At 27.3% G+C, this 15,962-nt stretch carries 13 protein-coding genes and 1 CRISPR repeat array; of the genes, 12 read left to right on the forward strand and 1 reads right to left on the reverse strand.

What is annotated here, in order from left to right:
• Positions 1 to 52 precede the first annotated feature (52 nt).
• The 12 genes from ABGF45_RS06185 to ABGF45_RS06240 all read left to right on the forward strand — a co-directional run bounded on the left by ABGF45_RS06185 (position 53) and on the right by ABGF45_RS06240 (position 15,158).
• A complete protein-coding gene (locus tag ABGF45_RS06185) occupies positions 53 to 1,792 on the forward strand; it encodes an ABC transporter ATP-binding protein (protein ID WP_134768843.1) in 1,740 nt (579 codons plus the stop codon).
• A complete protein-coding gene (locus ABGF45_RS06190; RefSeq protein ID WP_134768844.1) occupies positions 1,785 to 3,494 on the forward strand; it encodes an ABC transporter ATP-binding protein in 1,710 nt (569 codons plus the stop codon). The genes ABGF45_RS06185 and ABGF45_RS06190 overlap by 8 nt, the downstream gene beginning before the upstream one ends.
• A gap of 2 nt (positions 3,495 to 3,496) precedes the next feature.
• Complete coding sequence (locus tag ABGF45_RS06195; RefSeq protein WP_408125229.1) at positions 3,497 to 5,014, forward strand: ABC transporter ATP-binding protein; 1,518 nt, start codon at positions 3,497 to 3,499, stop codon at positions 5,012 to 5,014.
• Entirely contained in the window at positions 5,004 to 5,708 is a 705-nt protein-coding gene (locus ABGF45_RS06200; RefSeq protein ID WP_134768846.1) for an energy-coupling factor transporter transmembrane component T, read from the forward strand. Before ABGF45_RS06195 ends, ABGF45_RS06200 begins: the two co-directional genes overlap by 11 nt.
• A gap of 10 nt (positions 5,709 to 5,718) precedes the next feature.
• The gene (locus ABGF45_RS06205) at positions 5,719 to 6,303 is read left to right on the forward strand and encodes an MptD family putative ECF transporter S component (protein WP_134768847.1); all 585 of its coding nucleotides are present in this window, start codon (positions 5,719 to 5,721) and stop codon (positions 6,301 to 6,303) included.
• Between the two features lie 947 nt (positions 6,304 to 7,250).
• Positions 7,251 to 11,198, forward strand: coding sequence for a type V CRISPR-associated protein Cas12a/Cpf1 (gene cas12a / locus ABGF45_RS06210; RefSeq protein WP_167554110.1), 3,948 nt, complete (start codon positions 7,251 to 7,253; stop codon positions 11,196 to 11,198).
• Positions 11,199 to 11,233: 35 nt separating this feature from the next.
• On the forward strand, positions 11,234 to 11,794 hold the full coding sequence (gene cas4 / locus ABGF45_RS06215; RefSeq protein WP_134711644.1) for a type V CRISPR-associated protein Cas4: 561 nt from the start codon (positions 11,234 to 11,236) through the stop codon (positions 11,792 to 11,794).
• A complete protein-coding gene (locus tag ABGF45_RS06220) occupies positions 11,784 to 11,945 on the forward strand; it encodes a hypothetical protein (protein ID WP_167554111.1) in 162 nt (53 codons plus the stop codon). Before cas4 ends, ABGF45_RS06220 begins: the two co-directional genes overlap by 11 nt.
• 26 nt (positions 11,946 to 11,971) lie before the next feature.
• On the forward strand, positions 11,972 to 12,748 hold the full coding sequence (cas1, locus tag ABGF45_RS06225; RefSeq protein ID WP_245151239.1) for a type V CRISPR-associated endonuclease Cas1: 777 nt from the start codon (positions 11,972 to 11,974) through the stop codon (positions 12,746 to 12,748).
• A gap of 7 nt (positions 12,749 to 12,755) precedes the next feature.
• Positions 12,756 to 13,025 (forward strand): CRISPR-associated endonuclease Cas2, encoded by a 270-nt coding sequence (gene cas2 / locus ABGF45_RS06230; protein ID WP_134711646.1) that lies wholly within the window; start codon positions 12,756 to 12,758, stop codon positions 13,023 to 13,025.
• 129 nt (positions 13,026 to 13,154) lie between these two features.
• Positions 13,155 to 14,147: a CRISPR direct-repeat array (repeat unit 36 nt; unit sequence CTTTAAGAATACATAATAATTTCTACTATTGTAGAT).
• A gap of 325 nt (positions 14,148 to 14,472) precedes the next feature.
• Positions 14,473 to 14,844: a phage minor head protein gene (locus tag ABGF45_RS06235; RefSeq protein WP_167554112.1), complete on the forward strand. Its 372-nt coding sequence runs from the start codon at positions 14,473 to 14,475 to the stop codon at positions 14,842 to 14,844.
• A 62-nt stretch (positions 14,845 to 14,906) separates the two neighbouring features.
• Complete coding sequence (locus ABGF45_RS06240) at positions 14,907 to 15,158, forward strand: hypothetical protein (protein ID WP_134711648.1); 252 nt, start codon at positions 14,907 to 14,909, stop codon at positions 15,156 to 15,158.
• A 326-nt stretch (positions 15,159 to 15,484) separates the two neighbouring features.
• On the opposite strand, the gene ABGF45_RS06245 is transcribed toward ABGF45_RS06240, so the two are convergent.
• Positions 15,485 to 15,913 carry a MarR family winged helix-turn-helix transcriptional regulator gene (locus ABGF45_RS06245; protein WP_134744522.1) on the reverse strand — a complete coding sequence of 143 codons (429 nt, stop codon included), beginning with the start codon at positions 15,911 to 15,913 and terminating at the stop codon, positions 15,485 to 15,487.
• Positions 15,914 to 15,962: the final 49 nt, after the last annotated feature.

Here is a 15,962-nt window from a genome sequence, read left to right on the forward strand (position 1 = left end):
TTAATACTGAATTAAAATTCAATATTATTCAATTTTGAAAGGAGAGTTGTTCATGCAGGAAAAAGAATTAAGGAAAAAAGTGATTGGGAAAAATGGTTTATCCAATTTACTTCTTTCTTTAAAAATAGTATTTGATTTGATACCACAAATCTTACTTGTATATTTGATTAGTTCCTTAATTGCAAATAATATTAGCGAAGATAATTTGAAGCATATTTTCTTAGGAATCTTTATATCATTTGCATTAAAAGACGTGTTTTACTATTTTGCAACAAAGGTTGCTCATGAGAAAGCATACGAAAAATTGACAGAACTTAGGTTAGATATTATAGATCATCTAAAAAAATTAAATTTAGGATTTTTCAAAGAACATAATACAGGAGAGCTTACCAATATTATGCAGCATGATGTAGAGCAAGTGGAGGTATATCTTGCTCATGGCTTGCCTGAAATAATGGCGGTTACACTTTTACCTACTATCATTTTCATAGCTATGATTTTTGTAGACTGGCGTCTTGCTCTCGGTATGATTGCCGGAGTTCCACTTATGTATTTGGTAAAAGTTCTTTCACAGAAAACAATGAATAAAAATTTTGCTATTTACTTTAACCATGAAAGTAAAATGAGAGAAGAATTGATGGAATATGTAAAAAATATTTCTGTTGTTAAGGCTTTTGCAAAAGAAGAGGAGATTAGTGAAAGAACATTAAAAACGGCAAGAGAATATATTTACTGGGTTAAAAAGAGCATGGGAGCAATTACAATTCCAATGGGACTCATTGACATATTTATGGAAATTGGAGTAGTTATTGTCATGATTTTGGGAAGTATATTTCTTTACTATGGAAATATTACAACCCCTAATTTTATACTTGCCATTATTTTATCGTCTGCTTTTACTGCATCTATAAGTAAGACGGCTACATTGCAACATTTTTCTATTGTGTTTAAGGAAGCACTAAAGGCGATTGGAAAAGTTTTAACAGTTCCGCTTCCAAAGAAAAAGACAGAACAAGGTTTAGAATTTGGAAATATAGAATTTAAAGATGTGAATTTTGCATACGGAAAAGATAGCTTTGAGCTTAAAAATATCAATTTGAATTTTAAGAAAAATAGTTTGAACGCCTTTGTAGGAGCAAGTGGTTGTGGGAAAAGTACTGTATCTAATTTGCTTATGGGATTTTGGGATGCAGATGAAGGACAAATACTGATAAATGGAAAAGATATAAAAGAATATAGTCAAGAAAATATCTCAATGCTGATTGGTAGTGTGCAACAAGAAGTTATCCTTTTTGATTTAAGTATTTTTGAAAATATAGCAATTGGAAAACTAAATGCAACAAAAGAAGAAGTCATAGAAGCTGCTAAAAAAGCAAGATGCCATGATTTTATTTCAGCATTGCCAAATGGATATGAAACACGAGTAGGTGAAATGGGAGTTAAGTTATCTGGTGGAGAAAAACAAAGAATCTCCATAGCAAGAATGATACTGAAAAATGCACCGATTTTAATATTAGATGAAGCAATGGCAGCTGTTGATAGTGAAAATGAAAGACTAATCGGCGAAGCAATTGACGATTTAAGCAAGGATAAAACCATTATTACAATTGCTCATCATCTAAACACAATTAGAGATTCAGACCAAATTATAGTTATGGATAAGGGTGTTGTTCTTGATGCAGGAAGCCATGAAGAGTTGATGAAAAGATGTGAGTTCTATAAGGATATGGTTGAAGCACAGAACAAGGTAGATAGATGGAATTTGAAAGAGGTGGTAACAGAAAATGTTTAGAGAAATGTTAAAGCTGCTTACAAAAACCGGCAAGAGAGATTTGATTATATCAAGTGTATTCTTTGCCCTTTATGGACTAAGCTCCATAGCCATGATTGTTATCGTATTTTCTATACTGTTTCAGATATTTGATGGGACGAGTTTAGCAAGTTTATATAAAGGTTTTATTGCAATTGGGTTACTTGTAGTATTCAAAGGCATTTGTAATATGGTTGCAGATATGAAAAAGCATAGTGCAGGTTTTGATATTGTTCAGCAAATCAGAGAACGCATGATTATTAAATTGAAAAAATTCAGTTTGGGATTTTATACCAATGAAAGACTGGGAGAGATCAATACAATTTTACACAAAGATGTTGATAATATGTCTCTTGTTGTAGGACACATGTGGTCGAGAATGTTTGGCGATTTTTTGATAGGTGCAGTCGTATTTATCGGTCTTGCAAGTATTGATTTCAAACTTGCTATTCTAATGGCTGTATCTGTTCCGATTGCACTTGTCTTTCTATATCTGACAATTAAGCAATCTGAAAAAATAGAAAATCAGAACAACTCCGCTCTTTTAGATATGGTTAGTTTGTTTGTTGAATATGTTAGAGGAATACCTGTATTAAAGAGCTTTTCAAACAATAAGAGCTTGGATAATGAGCTTATGAACAAGACAAAAAAGTTTGGAGAAACAAGCAAAGCAGCTTCAAGATTTAAGGCAAAACAGTTATCTATATTTGGTTTTTTACTGGATATTGGATATTTAGTTCTTTTAATTGCAGGAGCAATACTTGTTATAAAGAGAAGTCTTGATGTACTTCATTTTATTATCTTTGCAGTAATTTCAAAAGAGTTTTATAAGCCGTTCGCTTCTATGGAACAACACTATATGTACTATGTTTCGGCGATAGATAGTTACGAAAGACTTTCAAGAATTTTATATGCAGATGTAATCCCGGATAAAGTGAATGGAATTGTTCCGAAAGATAATGATATAGCTTTTGAAAACATAGATTTTTCTTATGAAAAAGATGAATTTAAAATGGAAAAATTGAGCTTTTCTATTGCTGAAAAAACAATGACAGCCTTAGTTGGAGAATCAGGTAGTGGAAAGACTACTATAACTAACCTGCTTTTAAGATTTTATGATGTGCATAAAGGGAAAATTACACTTGGCGGTGTGGATATTAGAGAGATTCCTTATGATGAACTTTTGGATCGTATCAGCATCGTTATGCAGAATGTTCAACTGTTTGATAATACGATTGAGGAAAATATCAGAGTAGGAAAAAAAGTGGCAACAAAAGAAGAAATCATCGAAGCGGCAAAGAAAGCAAGGATCCATGATTTCATTATGAGTTTACCAAAAGGTTATGGAACGGATATTGGAGAAAACGGCGGAATATTGTCAGGCGGACAAAGGCAGAGAATATCTATTGCAAGAGCGTTTTTGAAAGATGCACCGATTTTAATTCTTGATGAAATGACAAGTAATGTTGACCCTGTCAATGAGTCGCTGATACAAGATGCCATTACAGAGCTTGCAAAGAATAGAACTGTACTTGTAGTGGCTCATCATTTAAAAACAATTCAAAAAGCAGATCAAATTCTTGTATTCCAAAAAGGAACACTGCTTGAAAAAGGAAAGCATGGGGAACTTCTTGAGAAAGATGGCTACTACACAAAATTATGGAAAGCTCAGTATGAGGTGTAACCATGATTTTGTTAAAAGATGTTTCTTATGAATGGGAAGATGGGGAAGTTGCTTTAAAAAATATCAATCTTGAAATTAAAAAAGGTGAATTTGTTTTAATTTCAGGAAAAAGTGGAAGTGGTAAAAGCACTCTTGGAAGTGTAATGAATGGTCTTATTCCGCATTATTACAAAGGTAAAATGCAAGGAGAAGTCTTTGTGTACGGAAAAGATATAAGCAAATTATTACTTCATGAAATAGGGCATATTGTAGGGACTGTATTTCAAGATCCAAGAAGTCAGTTTTTTACGACAACAACAGATGAAGAAATAGCTTTTGGGCTTCAAACTATCTGTAAATCAAGAGATGAAATCAAACAGAGAGTAGAAGAAGTATATGCGGAGCTGGATACCCCGGAACTGAAAGGAAAATCTGTTTTTGAATTATCAAGCGGACAGAAACAAAAGATAGCTATTGCAAGCATCTATGCGATGAATCCGAAAGTTTTAATTTTAGATGAGCCTTCAGCAAATTTGGATATGAAAGCAACATTTGACCTATTTTTAATTTTGGAAAAATTAAAGAAAAAAGGAACAACTGTTGTTCTAATTGAACATCGTTTGTACTATGTAAAATCTTTATTTGACCGTTTTCTTTTGGTGAAAGATGGAGAAATTGTACAGGACTTGAGTCGGGAAGAAGTTATCCATCTTGAAAGGGATTTTTGGGATGAGAATGGACTAAGAACTCTTGAATTAGAAGAATACAGGATAAGTGAGAAGAAAGATTCATATCAATTAAATGATCAAAGTATCAGAGGAAAAGACTTGAAATTTTGTTACCCAAGTACAGCTAAGAATGGAAATAAGCAAAATGAGTACATCTTAAATCATCTTGATTTTAATATGGAGTGCGGAAAAGCCATTGGTCTTATCGGCTTAAACGGTACCGGGAAAACTACTTTTGCAAGGGTAATTTCAGGACTTGAGAAGATAAAAGAGGGGAAAATATGGGCGGAGAAAGATAAGTCGCTTAATCATAAAGATTTAATGAATATGTCATATTTTGTATTTCAAGATTCAGACTATCAGTTGTTTGCGGAAAGTGTACTTGATGAAATGCTGCTTGGTATTTCAAGTAAAGATAAAAAAGAAAATACTAAAAAGGCAAAGTCTATTTTAAAGGTACTTGGGTTAGATAAATACATTGATAAGCATCCGTTTGCTTTATCAAGAGGAGAAAAACAAAGGCTGACAATAGCTTGCGGAATGATGAAACAGGCAAAAGTTTTTATCTATGATGAACCAACATCAGGTTGTGATAAAGACTCAATGATTTCAGTCACAAAACTGATTGAAGAACAATTAAAAAATGGGATAACAGTTTTGGTGATAAGTCATGATTTTGAGTTTTTAGCAAACACAGTGAGCAAGCTCTGGGTAATGGGAGATGGAAAAATAGAAGATGTTTTGAATATGAGTGAAAGTAATAAATTTCTCATATTAGAGAAGATGAGAGGAGGTAGAGAGCTTGGCAGATAGAAAAAATATAGATCCGAGAATAAAACTTACTCTACTTCCAATTGTTGGATTTACGAGCTTTTTTATAAGCAATACAATTCTACTTTTCGGACTGATTGCCTTTGCCTTTTTTCTGTATGTATACAGCAGTATGTGGAAAAGAGCTTTACGCTTTATTTTGTTTTTTGTGCTTTTATACTGCATAGAGTTAGGGCTTCGAAAGTTCCCAGAAGCAAGCATCGTATTTGCAATATATATGTTTATCTACTTTGCGTCAAGAATGACCTTAATTGCTATGTTTGGTGGATATATAACAAAGACTACAAGTGTAAGTGAAATGCTGGAAGCGTTAAATAGAATGAAAGTACCAAGAAGCATTGGTATACCTTTTAGTGTTTTGCTTAGGTTTGTACCAACTATAAAAATAGAACTCAAGGCATTAAAAGAGAATATGAAGATTCGAGGAATTGTAACAAGCAGATTTTTCCCATTGCTACATCCAATTAAATATATTGAATATACGCTTGTTCCGCTTTTAATGAGAATGATTAAGATTTCAGATGAACTGTCAGCTTCAGCACTTATTAGAGGACTTGATAGTGATGAGAAGAGGGTAACATTAACAGAATTGCAGTTTAGAAAAACAGACTTAATGATTGGACTATTAGGAGCTTTGATGATTGCTCTTGTGATAGTAATACAGAAAATTTATTAGGAGGACTTTTATGAAAAACAAATTGAATGGTCGTGATTTTATTACAATCGGAATCTTTAATGCAATTGGAATTGTCATATACATGGCGGTTGCATTTGCTATGGCAACAACAGTTATTGGAGGATTTATTGCTTCAGGAGTTATCTTTATGGTAGCTGCTACCGTTTATATCCTTATGGCTTTGAAAGTTAAAAAGAATGGCGTATTTACAATATCAGGAACGCTCCTTGGTTTAATTGCGTTATCGGGCGGACATTTGCCTCATGCAGTCTTTGCTGTAATAGGTGGAATTATATGTGATTTGATTATAGGAAATTATGAGAGCAAGGGACGAATAATTATTGGATATGGGATATTTGCACTAGCAGATTTTTTAGGGACAGTAATTCCTGTGATTTTATTCGGGACAGCTTCTTTTGTGGAAAGAGCGTCAAAATGGAAAATGAGTGAAGCACAAATAAATGAAGCATTGTCTTATTTCAAAGTTTCGTGGGCAGCAGGCTTTGGCTTGATAACTTTTGTTCTTGCTTGCATAGGAGCATTTGTTGCAACAAGGATACTCAAAAAACATTTTGAAAAAGCAGGAGTGATTTAAGAATTAAATATTTTCACAAATTCAGTTAAAAAATAAAATTTAAGTTAACTAAAAGTATATTTACATAGAAAATACATATAGATAAAATTACTTAAAGGTTAATATATCTAGATTATAATAAATATATTTTAATAATGGTAAGACAAATAACAGTGTCTTACCATTTTATTGTTAACTGTTCTATAATATTTTCTGAAATTAACTTAGATACATAATTAAAATTTTCAACCTTTTCATTTTTTATATTTTTTAAAAGTGAATTGTCCTTAAGTCAAGAACAAATTCAAATTTGTTATCATCAATGATGGCTAAAAATGCACTAGATGACTTTAGAAATTATGATATTTCATCAATAAACTTATCAAGAGTTGTTGTGTATAAAAACGCAAATGATTTTAAATAAAATATAATTAATATTAGCAGATGAACCTACAGCAAGCTTAGATACAAATAGGGCGATAGATGTAGTAAAAAATCTAAAAGAGATTACAGAAGAATCAAATAGAAAAACTATAATGCAATTCCATGATAACAGACTTTTAAAATATTGTGATAGAGTTTTTAAGATTGTTGATGGTAAAATGAGTGAAGAGTTTATTGAATAATTAAAAAATATAGAAATAGGTTATTTATTAAAAGTGATTATATAAATATAATTATAAATTTAATAATAAATTATGTTATAATTAATTGTAAAATTTCTACTAAAGTAGATAAAGATAGTTTAGAATGCTATTATTTGTTAATCGCTTCTTTTTTATGAAAAATACTATTTTCAAAGATAGCATAATACATATTTGAATTTTTATATTTAATTGTTATAATATTATTATAACACTTGCATAATTTGATAAAATATTAACATAATATAATTTCTACTATAAATAAATTCTTTTTTTAAAATTAAAATCGTGTAAATGTTAAATAAAATTATAAAGGAGAAAATAATGTCTTTTGAAAGACTTACAAATATAGCATCTATTTCTAAAACTCTTAGATTTAGGCTTAAACCAGTAGGGAAAACACTTGAAAATTTAGAAAAATTAGGTAAATTAGATAAAGATTTTGAGCGTAATAATTTTTATCCGATTTTAAAAAATATTGCAGATGATTATTACAGACAATATATTAGAAATAGGTTAACTGATTTAAATTTAGACTGGATAAAATTATATTATGCACATGAACTTTTAAATTCCACTGATAAAGAATCTAAAAAAAATTTAACAACTATTCAGTCAGAATATAGAAAAATATTATTAAATATTTTATCAGGAGAGTTGGATAAAAATGGAGAAAAATTCTCTAAAGATATTGTAAAAAAAAATAAAGAGTTATATGGAAAATTATTTAAGAAAGAGTTTATCTTAGAAATTTTACCAAAATTTGTTGAAACCACCAATATTTATAATAAAGAATATTTTAATGGCATTAATTTATATAACAAATTTACGACTAGATTAAGTAATTTTTGGGAAGCAAGAAAAAATATTTTTACTGATAAAGATATTGCAACAGGTATACCATTTAGGGTTGTAAATGAAAACTTTGTGTATTTTTATAAAAATATACAAGTATTTAATAAAAATATTAAATATTTAGAAGACAAATTAGATAATTTGGAAAAAAATTTAAAATCCGAAGGAATTATGAGTATTGATAAATCAATTAAAGATTTTTTTAACCCTAATGGATTTAATTATGTTATAACTCAAAAAGGAATAGATACATATCAAGCAATACGAGGAGGATTTACAAAAGAAAATGGCGAAAAAGTTCAGGGAATTAATGAAATATTAAATCTTACTCAGCAAAAATTAAGAAGAAATCCTTATACAAAAAATATTAAATTAGGTGTATTAACTAAATTGAGGAAGCAAATATTAGAATACTCAGAATCAACATCATTTTTAATTGATCAAATTGAAGATGATAATGACTTAGTAGATAGGATAAATAAATTTAATGTTTCATTTTTTGAATCTACTGAAGTTTCCCCATCGATATTTGTACAATTAGAAAATTTGTATAATTCCTTAAGAACAGCAAACAGTGAAGATATTTATATAGATGCTAGAAATACACAAAAATTTTCTCAAATGCTCTTTGGACAATGGGATGTAATTAGAAGAGGATATTCTTTAAAAATTACAGAAGGTACAAAAGAAGAAAAGAAAAAATATAAAAAATACATCGAATTAGATGAAACTAGTAAAGCAAAAGGATATTTAACTTTAATGGAAATTCAAGAACTTGTTAGTTCTGTGGAAGGATATGAAGAAATTGATGTTTTTAATGTTTTATTGGAAAAGTTTAAAATTAATATTATTGAAAGACTAAAAGTTGAAACACCGATTTATGGTAGTCCAATGAAATTAGAGGCTATTAAAGAATATTTAGAAAAACATTTAGAAGAATATCATAAATGGAAATTACTATTAATAAATAATGATGAATTGGATTTAGATGAAGCATTTTATCCATTACTAAATGAAGTTATTTCAGATTATAATATAATTCAATTATATAATTTGACAAGAAATTATTTGACTAGAAAATATTCAGACAAAGAAAAAATAAAAATTAATTTTGATTTTCCAACTTTAGCAGATGGCTGGAGTGAAAGTAAAATATCTGATAATAGAAGTATAATTTTAAGAAAAGATGGAAATTATTATTTAGGTATACTTGAAGATAATAAACTTTTAGATAATAATATAACTAATTTTTTAGAAAATTGTTATGAAATAATGAAATATAATCTATTTCCTGACGCTGCAAAAATGATCCCTAAATGTTCTATTTCTAAAAAAGAAGTCAAGAATCATTTTGAAAATGGAGAAGATAAATCTATTTATTTATCTAATCAGTTTGTAGGTCGATTAGAGATATCAAAAGAATTGTATGAATTACAGAATAATCTAGTTGATGGGAAAAAGAAATATCAAATAGATTATTTAAGAAATACAGATGATAAAGTAGGATATAGAAATGCATTGAATCAATGGATAACTTTCTGTAAGAAATTTTTAAATAAATATCAAGGAACTCAAGATTTTGATTATTCTAAATTAAAAGAAGCAAAATACTATGATAAATTGGATCAATTCTATGCAGATGTTGATTCTTATGGGTATAGTTTAGATTTTGATACTATAAATGAAGATTTAGTAAATAAAGCAGTTGAAGACGGAAAATTATTGCTTTTCCAAATTTATAATAAAGACTTTAGTCCTGAAAGTAAGGGTAAGAAAAACTTACACACATTATATTGGTTATCTATGTTTAGTGATGAAAATTTAAAGGCTAGAAAACTAAAATTAAATGGACAGGCAGAAATATTTTACAGAAAAAAATTAGAAAAGAAGCCAATTATTCATAAAGAAGGTAGCATCTTATTAAATAAAATTGATAAAGATGGAAATACTATTCCAGAAAATATTTATCATGAATGCTATAGATATTTAAATAAAAAAATCGGTAGAAAAGATTTAAGTGATAAGGCAATAACATTATTTAACAAAGATGTATTAAATTATAAAGAAGCGAGATTTGACATAATAAAAGATAGAAGATACTCTGAATCACAGTTTTTCTTCCATGTTCCAATTACGTTTAATTGGGACCTAAAATCTAATCAAAATGTAAATTCGATTGTACAAAATATGATAAAAGATAGAGAAATAAAACATATTATTGGTATTGATAGAGGAGAGAGACATTTACTTTATTACTCTGTTATTGATTTAGAAGGTAACATTGTTGAACAAGGTTCATTGAATACTCTAAATCAAAATAGATTTGATAATTCTATAGTAGAAGTTGATTATCAAGATAAACTTAGAACAAGAGAAGAAGATAGAGATAGAGCTAGAAAAAATTGGACAAATATAAATAAAATTAAAGAACTGAAAGATGGTTACTTAAGTCATGTTGTTCATAAATTGAGTAAATTAATAATAGATTATGAAGCTATTGTTATTTTGGAAAATCTTAATCAAGGTTTTAAACGTGGTAGATTCAAAGTAGAGAGACAAGTTTATCAAAAATTTGAACTAGCATTAATGAACAAACTTTCTGCTTTATCATTTAAGGAAACCTATGATGAAGGAAAAAATTTAGAACCTTCAGGAATATTAAATCCAATACAAGCATGTTATCCAGTTGATTCGTATCAAGATTTACAAGGACAAAATGGTATAGTATTCTATTTACCTGCTGCATATACTTCTGTAATAGACCCTGTGACTGGTTTCACAAATTTATTTAGATTAAACTCTATTAATACTACTAAGTATGAGGAATTTATTAAGGGATTTAAGAATATATATTTTGATAATGAAGATTTAGATTTTAAATTCATTTTTGATTATAAAAATTTTGAAAAATTTAATTTTGTATCATTCAAAAATAAAAAATCTAAAAAATGGATAGTATCAACAAGGGGAGAAAGAATAAGTTATAATTCCAAAAAGAAGGAATATTTTTATGTTAAACCTACAGAGATTCTTAAAAATAAATTAATAGAACTTGGAATTAATTTTGAAGATAAAGATAAAGATATAATTTCTTTAATTGATAAAATAAACGATTCTAAGAAAATAAAATTATTAAAGGTTGTTTTTGATGCGTTTAAGTATAGTGTTCAATTAAGAAACCATGATAATATCCAAGATTATATTATATCTCCTGTTGCAGATGAGAATGGAAATTATTATAATTCCAATGATGTTGCTATTAAAAACCTTAAACTTCCTGATAATGGAGATGCTAATGGGGCATTTAATATTGCAAGAAAAGGATTATTACTAATAGAAAGAATAAGTAACTCTGATGATTCAAAAGTTGATTTAAAAATTAAAAATGAAGATTGGATTGATTTTATTATAAGTTAGAAAGGAGAAGGGAGGTTTTACCTCCCTCAAATATTATGGAACAATTAATAACTTTTGCTGAACTTAATGATTTTATATTTTGCCCTATGTCACTTTATTTTCATTCATATTATATTGATTTTGATGATAGTATATATAAAAGTACATTTCAAACTAATGGAAGTTACGCACATTCTGCAGTTGATGAAAATAGATATTCTAGTAGAAAAAATGTATTACAAGGAACATCTTTATATTGTGAAAAATATAATCTTGTAGGTAAGTTAGATACATTTTACATTGATGAGGGGAAATTAGTTGAAAGAAAGAAAAAAGTAAAACAAATATTTGATGGTTATGTATTTCAAACTTATGCACAATACTTTTCTTTATTAGAAATGGGTTTTAAAATTAATTCTATCGAAGTATACAGTATAGATGATCATAAGCATTATAAAATTAAGTTACCATATGAAGATAAAGAAATGTTTGAAAAATTTGAATCAGTGATAAATGAAATAAATAATTTTGATTATTTGAATTTTAATCAAACGAATATTCAAAAGTGTAAAAATTGTATTTACAATCCTCTATGCGGAGGGATAGATGTTAAGTAGAAATGATTATATGTTTAAGAAAATTATTATAGTATTTACAAATAAAGGTGAAAAATTTAGAATTCAGAATGATAATTTAATTGTTGAAGATAGAAATGGAGAGATTATTCATCAAAGCACAGGATATCGAATTTTTTTTTATGGATTGTAGGGAATTATAATATCACTACTCCATTAATAAAAAGGGCAAAAAAATTTGGTTATTCAATATTTTTATTTTCACATTCTTTTCGGATTATAGAATCATTTTGTATACCTTTAGAAGGGAATACTATTTTAAGACAAAGACAGTATTATAACAAAAATAATTTTGAAATTGCAAAATATTTTGTGAAAAATAAAATTGATAATCAAATTTTAGCATTAAAAAAGTCTGATTTAGATAGAATAATATTTACAAATGTTAAAATGAAATTATATGAATATTACTTAAAAATTGATAATGTTAAAGATGATAAATCATTATTAGGAATTGAAGGATCAGCATCAAGATTATATTTTTCTACGTTATTTGTAGGTCAGAATTGGCATGGAAGAAGACCTAGAGTTAAACATGACATAAATAATTGTTTAATGGATTTAGGATATACTTTATTATTTACATATATAGAGGCTTTATTGAAATGTTTTGGTTTTGATTCATATATAGGTGTTTATCATAAAATATTTTATAAAAGAAAATCATTAGTTTGTGATATGGTTGAACCATTTAGACCAATAATTGATTATCAGATTGTTAAAATGAATAATTTAAATATGATAGATACAAATGATTTTACTATAAGAAATTTTCAAGTAACATTAAATTATAAAGAATCTAAGAAATATGTTGGCTATTTGATGAAAGCAATACTTGATAATAGAGAAGAAATGTTTTTGTATATACAAAATTATTATAGAGCATTTATGAAAAATAAAGATATATCAAAATTTCCGATATATAAATATAAGTAGGTAAATTATGATTTTTGTTAGCTATGACATAAAAGATGATAAGGTTAGAACTAAATTCTCTAAATATTTAAGTAAATATGGATACAGAATACAATATTCAATATTTTGTGTGAAAAATTCAGAGAGGATATTAAACTTAGTCAAATCGGATATTGAGAATAAATTCAAAAAATTATTTAAGGAATCTGATAGTGTAATGATATATAAAGTAGATAAAGATAGTATTATTAATTATGGCTATCCAATTCATGAAAATGATGATATAATAATAGTGTAAAACCTATAACTTAATTTTTAATATTCTTAAAGGATTTCAAAAATGTATTCGAAAAATAAGAGTTTATGCGTTTCAATACTAACTTTAGTGACAATAAGAGCACTTTTATTGAATATATATGCATTAGCTCTTTAAGAATACATAATAATTTCTACTATTGTAGATGTACAAATGATACTGGGCTGTTATTATCTTTAAGAATACATAATAATTTCTACTATTGTAGATTGCGGTTTTCAAACTTCCTCTTATAGCTCTTTAAGAATACATAATAATTTCTACTATTGTAGATGCTAGTCGATTAGGGTATAAAAATCAATCTTTAAGAATACATAATAATTTCTACTATTGTAGATTAATTGACACAATATCGAGAATAATGGCGCTTTAAGAATACATAATAATTTCTACTATTGTAGATCGATTTTAAAATATTTTTCATTTATTTTCTTTAAGAATACATAATAATTTCTACTATTGTAGATTTCTGTGGAAGAGCCTAATCTATATAACTTTAAGAATACATAATAATTTCTACTATTGTAGATATTGTGTGTAAAAATCATTTACAGCGGTCCTTTAAGAATACATAATAATTTCTACTATTGTAGATCGAAGTTTGGCAAATACACTTTGATTTCCTTTAAGAATACATAATAATTTCTACTATTGTAGATGTTTCTTCAAAATTTTCTCCTATATTCTTTAAGAATACATAATAATTTCTACTATTGTAGATAACTGTTGCAATACCTATATTTTTTTCACTTTAAGAATACATAATAATTTCTACTATTGTAGATGACTATATGGCAATATTCAAAATACTTCTTTAAGAATACATAATAATTTCTACTATTGTAGATGCGACAATTCGGTTGAAGAAGTCAAACCTTTAAGAATACATAATAATTTCTACTATTGTAGATTCCCACGCTCTAAATTTTGGTATCATCTCTTTAAGAATACATAATAATTTCTACTATTGTAGATTCCCACGCTCTAAATTTTGGTATCATCTCTTTAAGAATACATAATAATTTCTACTATTGTAGATTGTTCGAGCTATCCTTATCCCATAAAAGCCTTTAAGAATACATAATAATTTCTACTATTGTAGATTTGAAGTCGCCGCTTCCCATTCCTGTTTCTTTAATAATACATAAAAATATCGTAAAAAAATCAAGGAGTTAAATCTTAGATAGACGAACGAATGAAATAATTGAATGATAAATCTATATCTAAACAAGAAAAATATTAAAGTTTTTAACAATGGTAATGTTTAAAAAAAAAAACAGAAGAAGTCTTGTATTGTATGGATTAAGGTATACAAGGGAAAATTAGGATAGGAAATATCTGAAAAATATAAAATAAATGCGATAGAAAGTGGACTGATAAACTAGAATTAAATGCGAGAGCAACATGAACTTGAATATTAACATCATACGTGGTAAATACAGCAGAATTAGATGATAGTAAAAGACGTGGAATACTTGCTAAAAAGTTTGAAGCCACACTTGATAAAAGGACTTCAAAAATATGCAGGGAACACGGCCAAAGAATTATTCCTATTGATAAAATTAAAATCGGAGTAAATGCTCCACCGCTTCATCCTTATTGTCGTTCGCATTTAAGCGATATGCTTGAAGGTTTGGATTATGATAGTGAAGATGAGTTAATGAGGATGATTGAAGGAAAGAATAATCATATTTCACGTGGACATGGGGATAAGATTTATCCGATTAATGATAACGTTGTGAACAATTTAAATGGACCTAATGTTGATAATTTAAATCAAGCTGAAAATGACGCTCTGTAAAATTTAATAAGGAATTATTAATCGAAGCTAGAGATTCTAATAATTCAATGGAGATAGCATTCATGTTTAATGGATTTGAAGAAAAAATTTATGGTACCGAAAGCGAATTAGATTTGGGAAGCTTTGATTATAAATACGTATTACATAATCATCCTAACAATGAATTTTTCTCAAATAAAGATTTAGCATATTTTGCAACCCATCCTAAAACGAAATTAATGGGAATTGTGAAACATAACGGAGATATATTATATTTAGAAAAATCAAAAGATTTTAACTTCAAAAAATATTATACGGAATATAATTGTAAATGACAATACCAAAATGTACCAAAGTGATTATATAAAAATGTACAAAATATTAATCCTCCTTTGTAAAAATATGTTCTTTTAACATATATGATTTCCCGACAATTGTTACTTGAGAGATTATCATTATATATCAAAAAGTACCGTAAAGATATACAAAAAACATAAGATAAGAACCTTTACTTGTTTTTATAAAAATCAGGGAAGAAGCAAATAAGTAAAATATCAAATATCCAGATATGGGAAGAATATGATAAATGGGAAAATATTTTGTAAAGCCTGCCATGAAAGGAAAGATTGAAAATGATGGAGTTTTGTGATAATAAAGTGTCTTACCATTTTATTTTTAATTTTTCAATAAGATTTTCAGAAATTGACTTAGATACTTTATTAAAATTTTCAACCTTTTCATTTTCTATGTTTTCTAAAAGTGAATTTTGCCATTTATCAAGAGTGTCTTTTAAATGAGGAATTAATTTTTTACCATTTTTAGTAAGATAACACATATTTTGTCCAATCATTTCTTCACTTGCAACTCTATAAATCAAATCCTTATTTTCAAGTTGTCTTAAAAATTTTGAGAAATTTCCTTTATCTAGAGCGGTAAAATTTAGCAATTTACTTTGGAAAATCCCTTTTGATTCATTAATAAGTAAAAGTACTATTAATTCTTGCATATTTAAATTTTTATCTGACAACATTTCTTCTAAAAGTTTTTTGCCATATCTATAAAACATATTAATAAAACATATAAAATCCATAAATACCTCATAAATTTTTTATAAATATATCCTAACATTAATAGTTGTA

This window comes from Helcococcus sp. KG196, assembly GCF_046035495.1.
GTDB lineage: Bacteria > Bacillota > Clostridia > Tissierellales > Peptoniphilaceae > Helcococcus > Helcococcus ovis.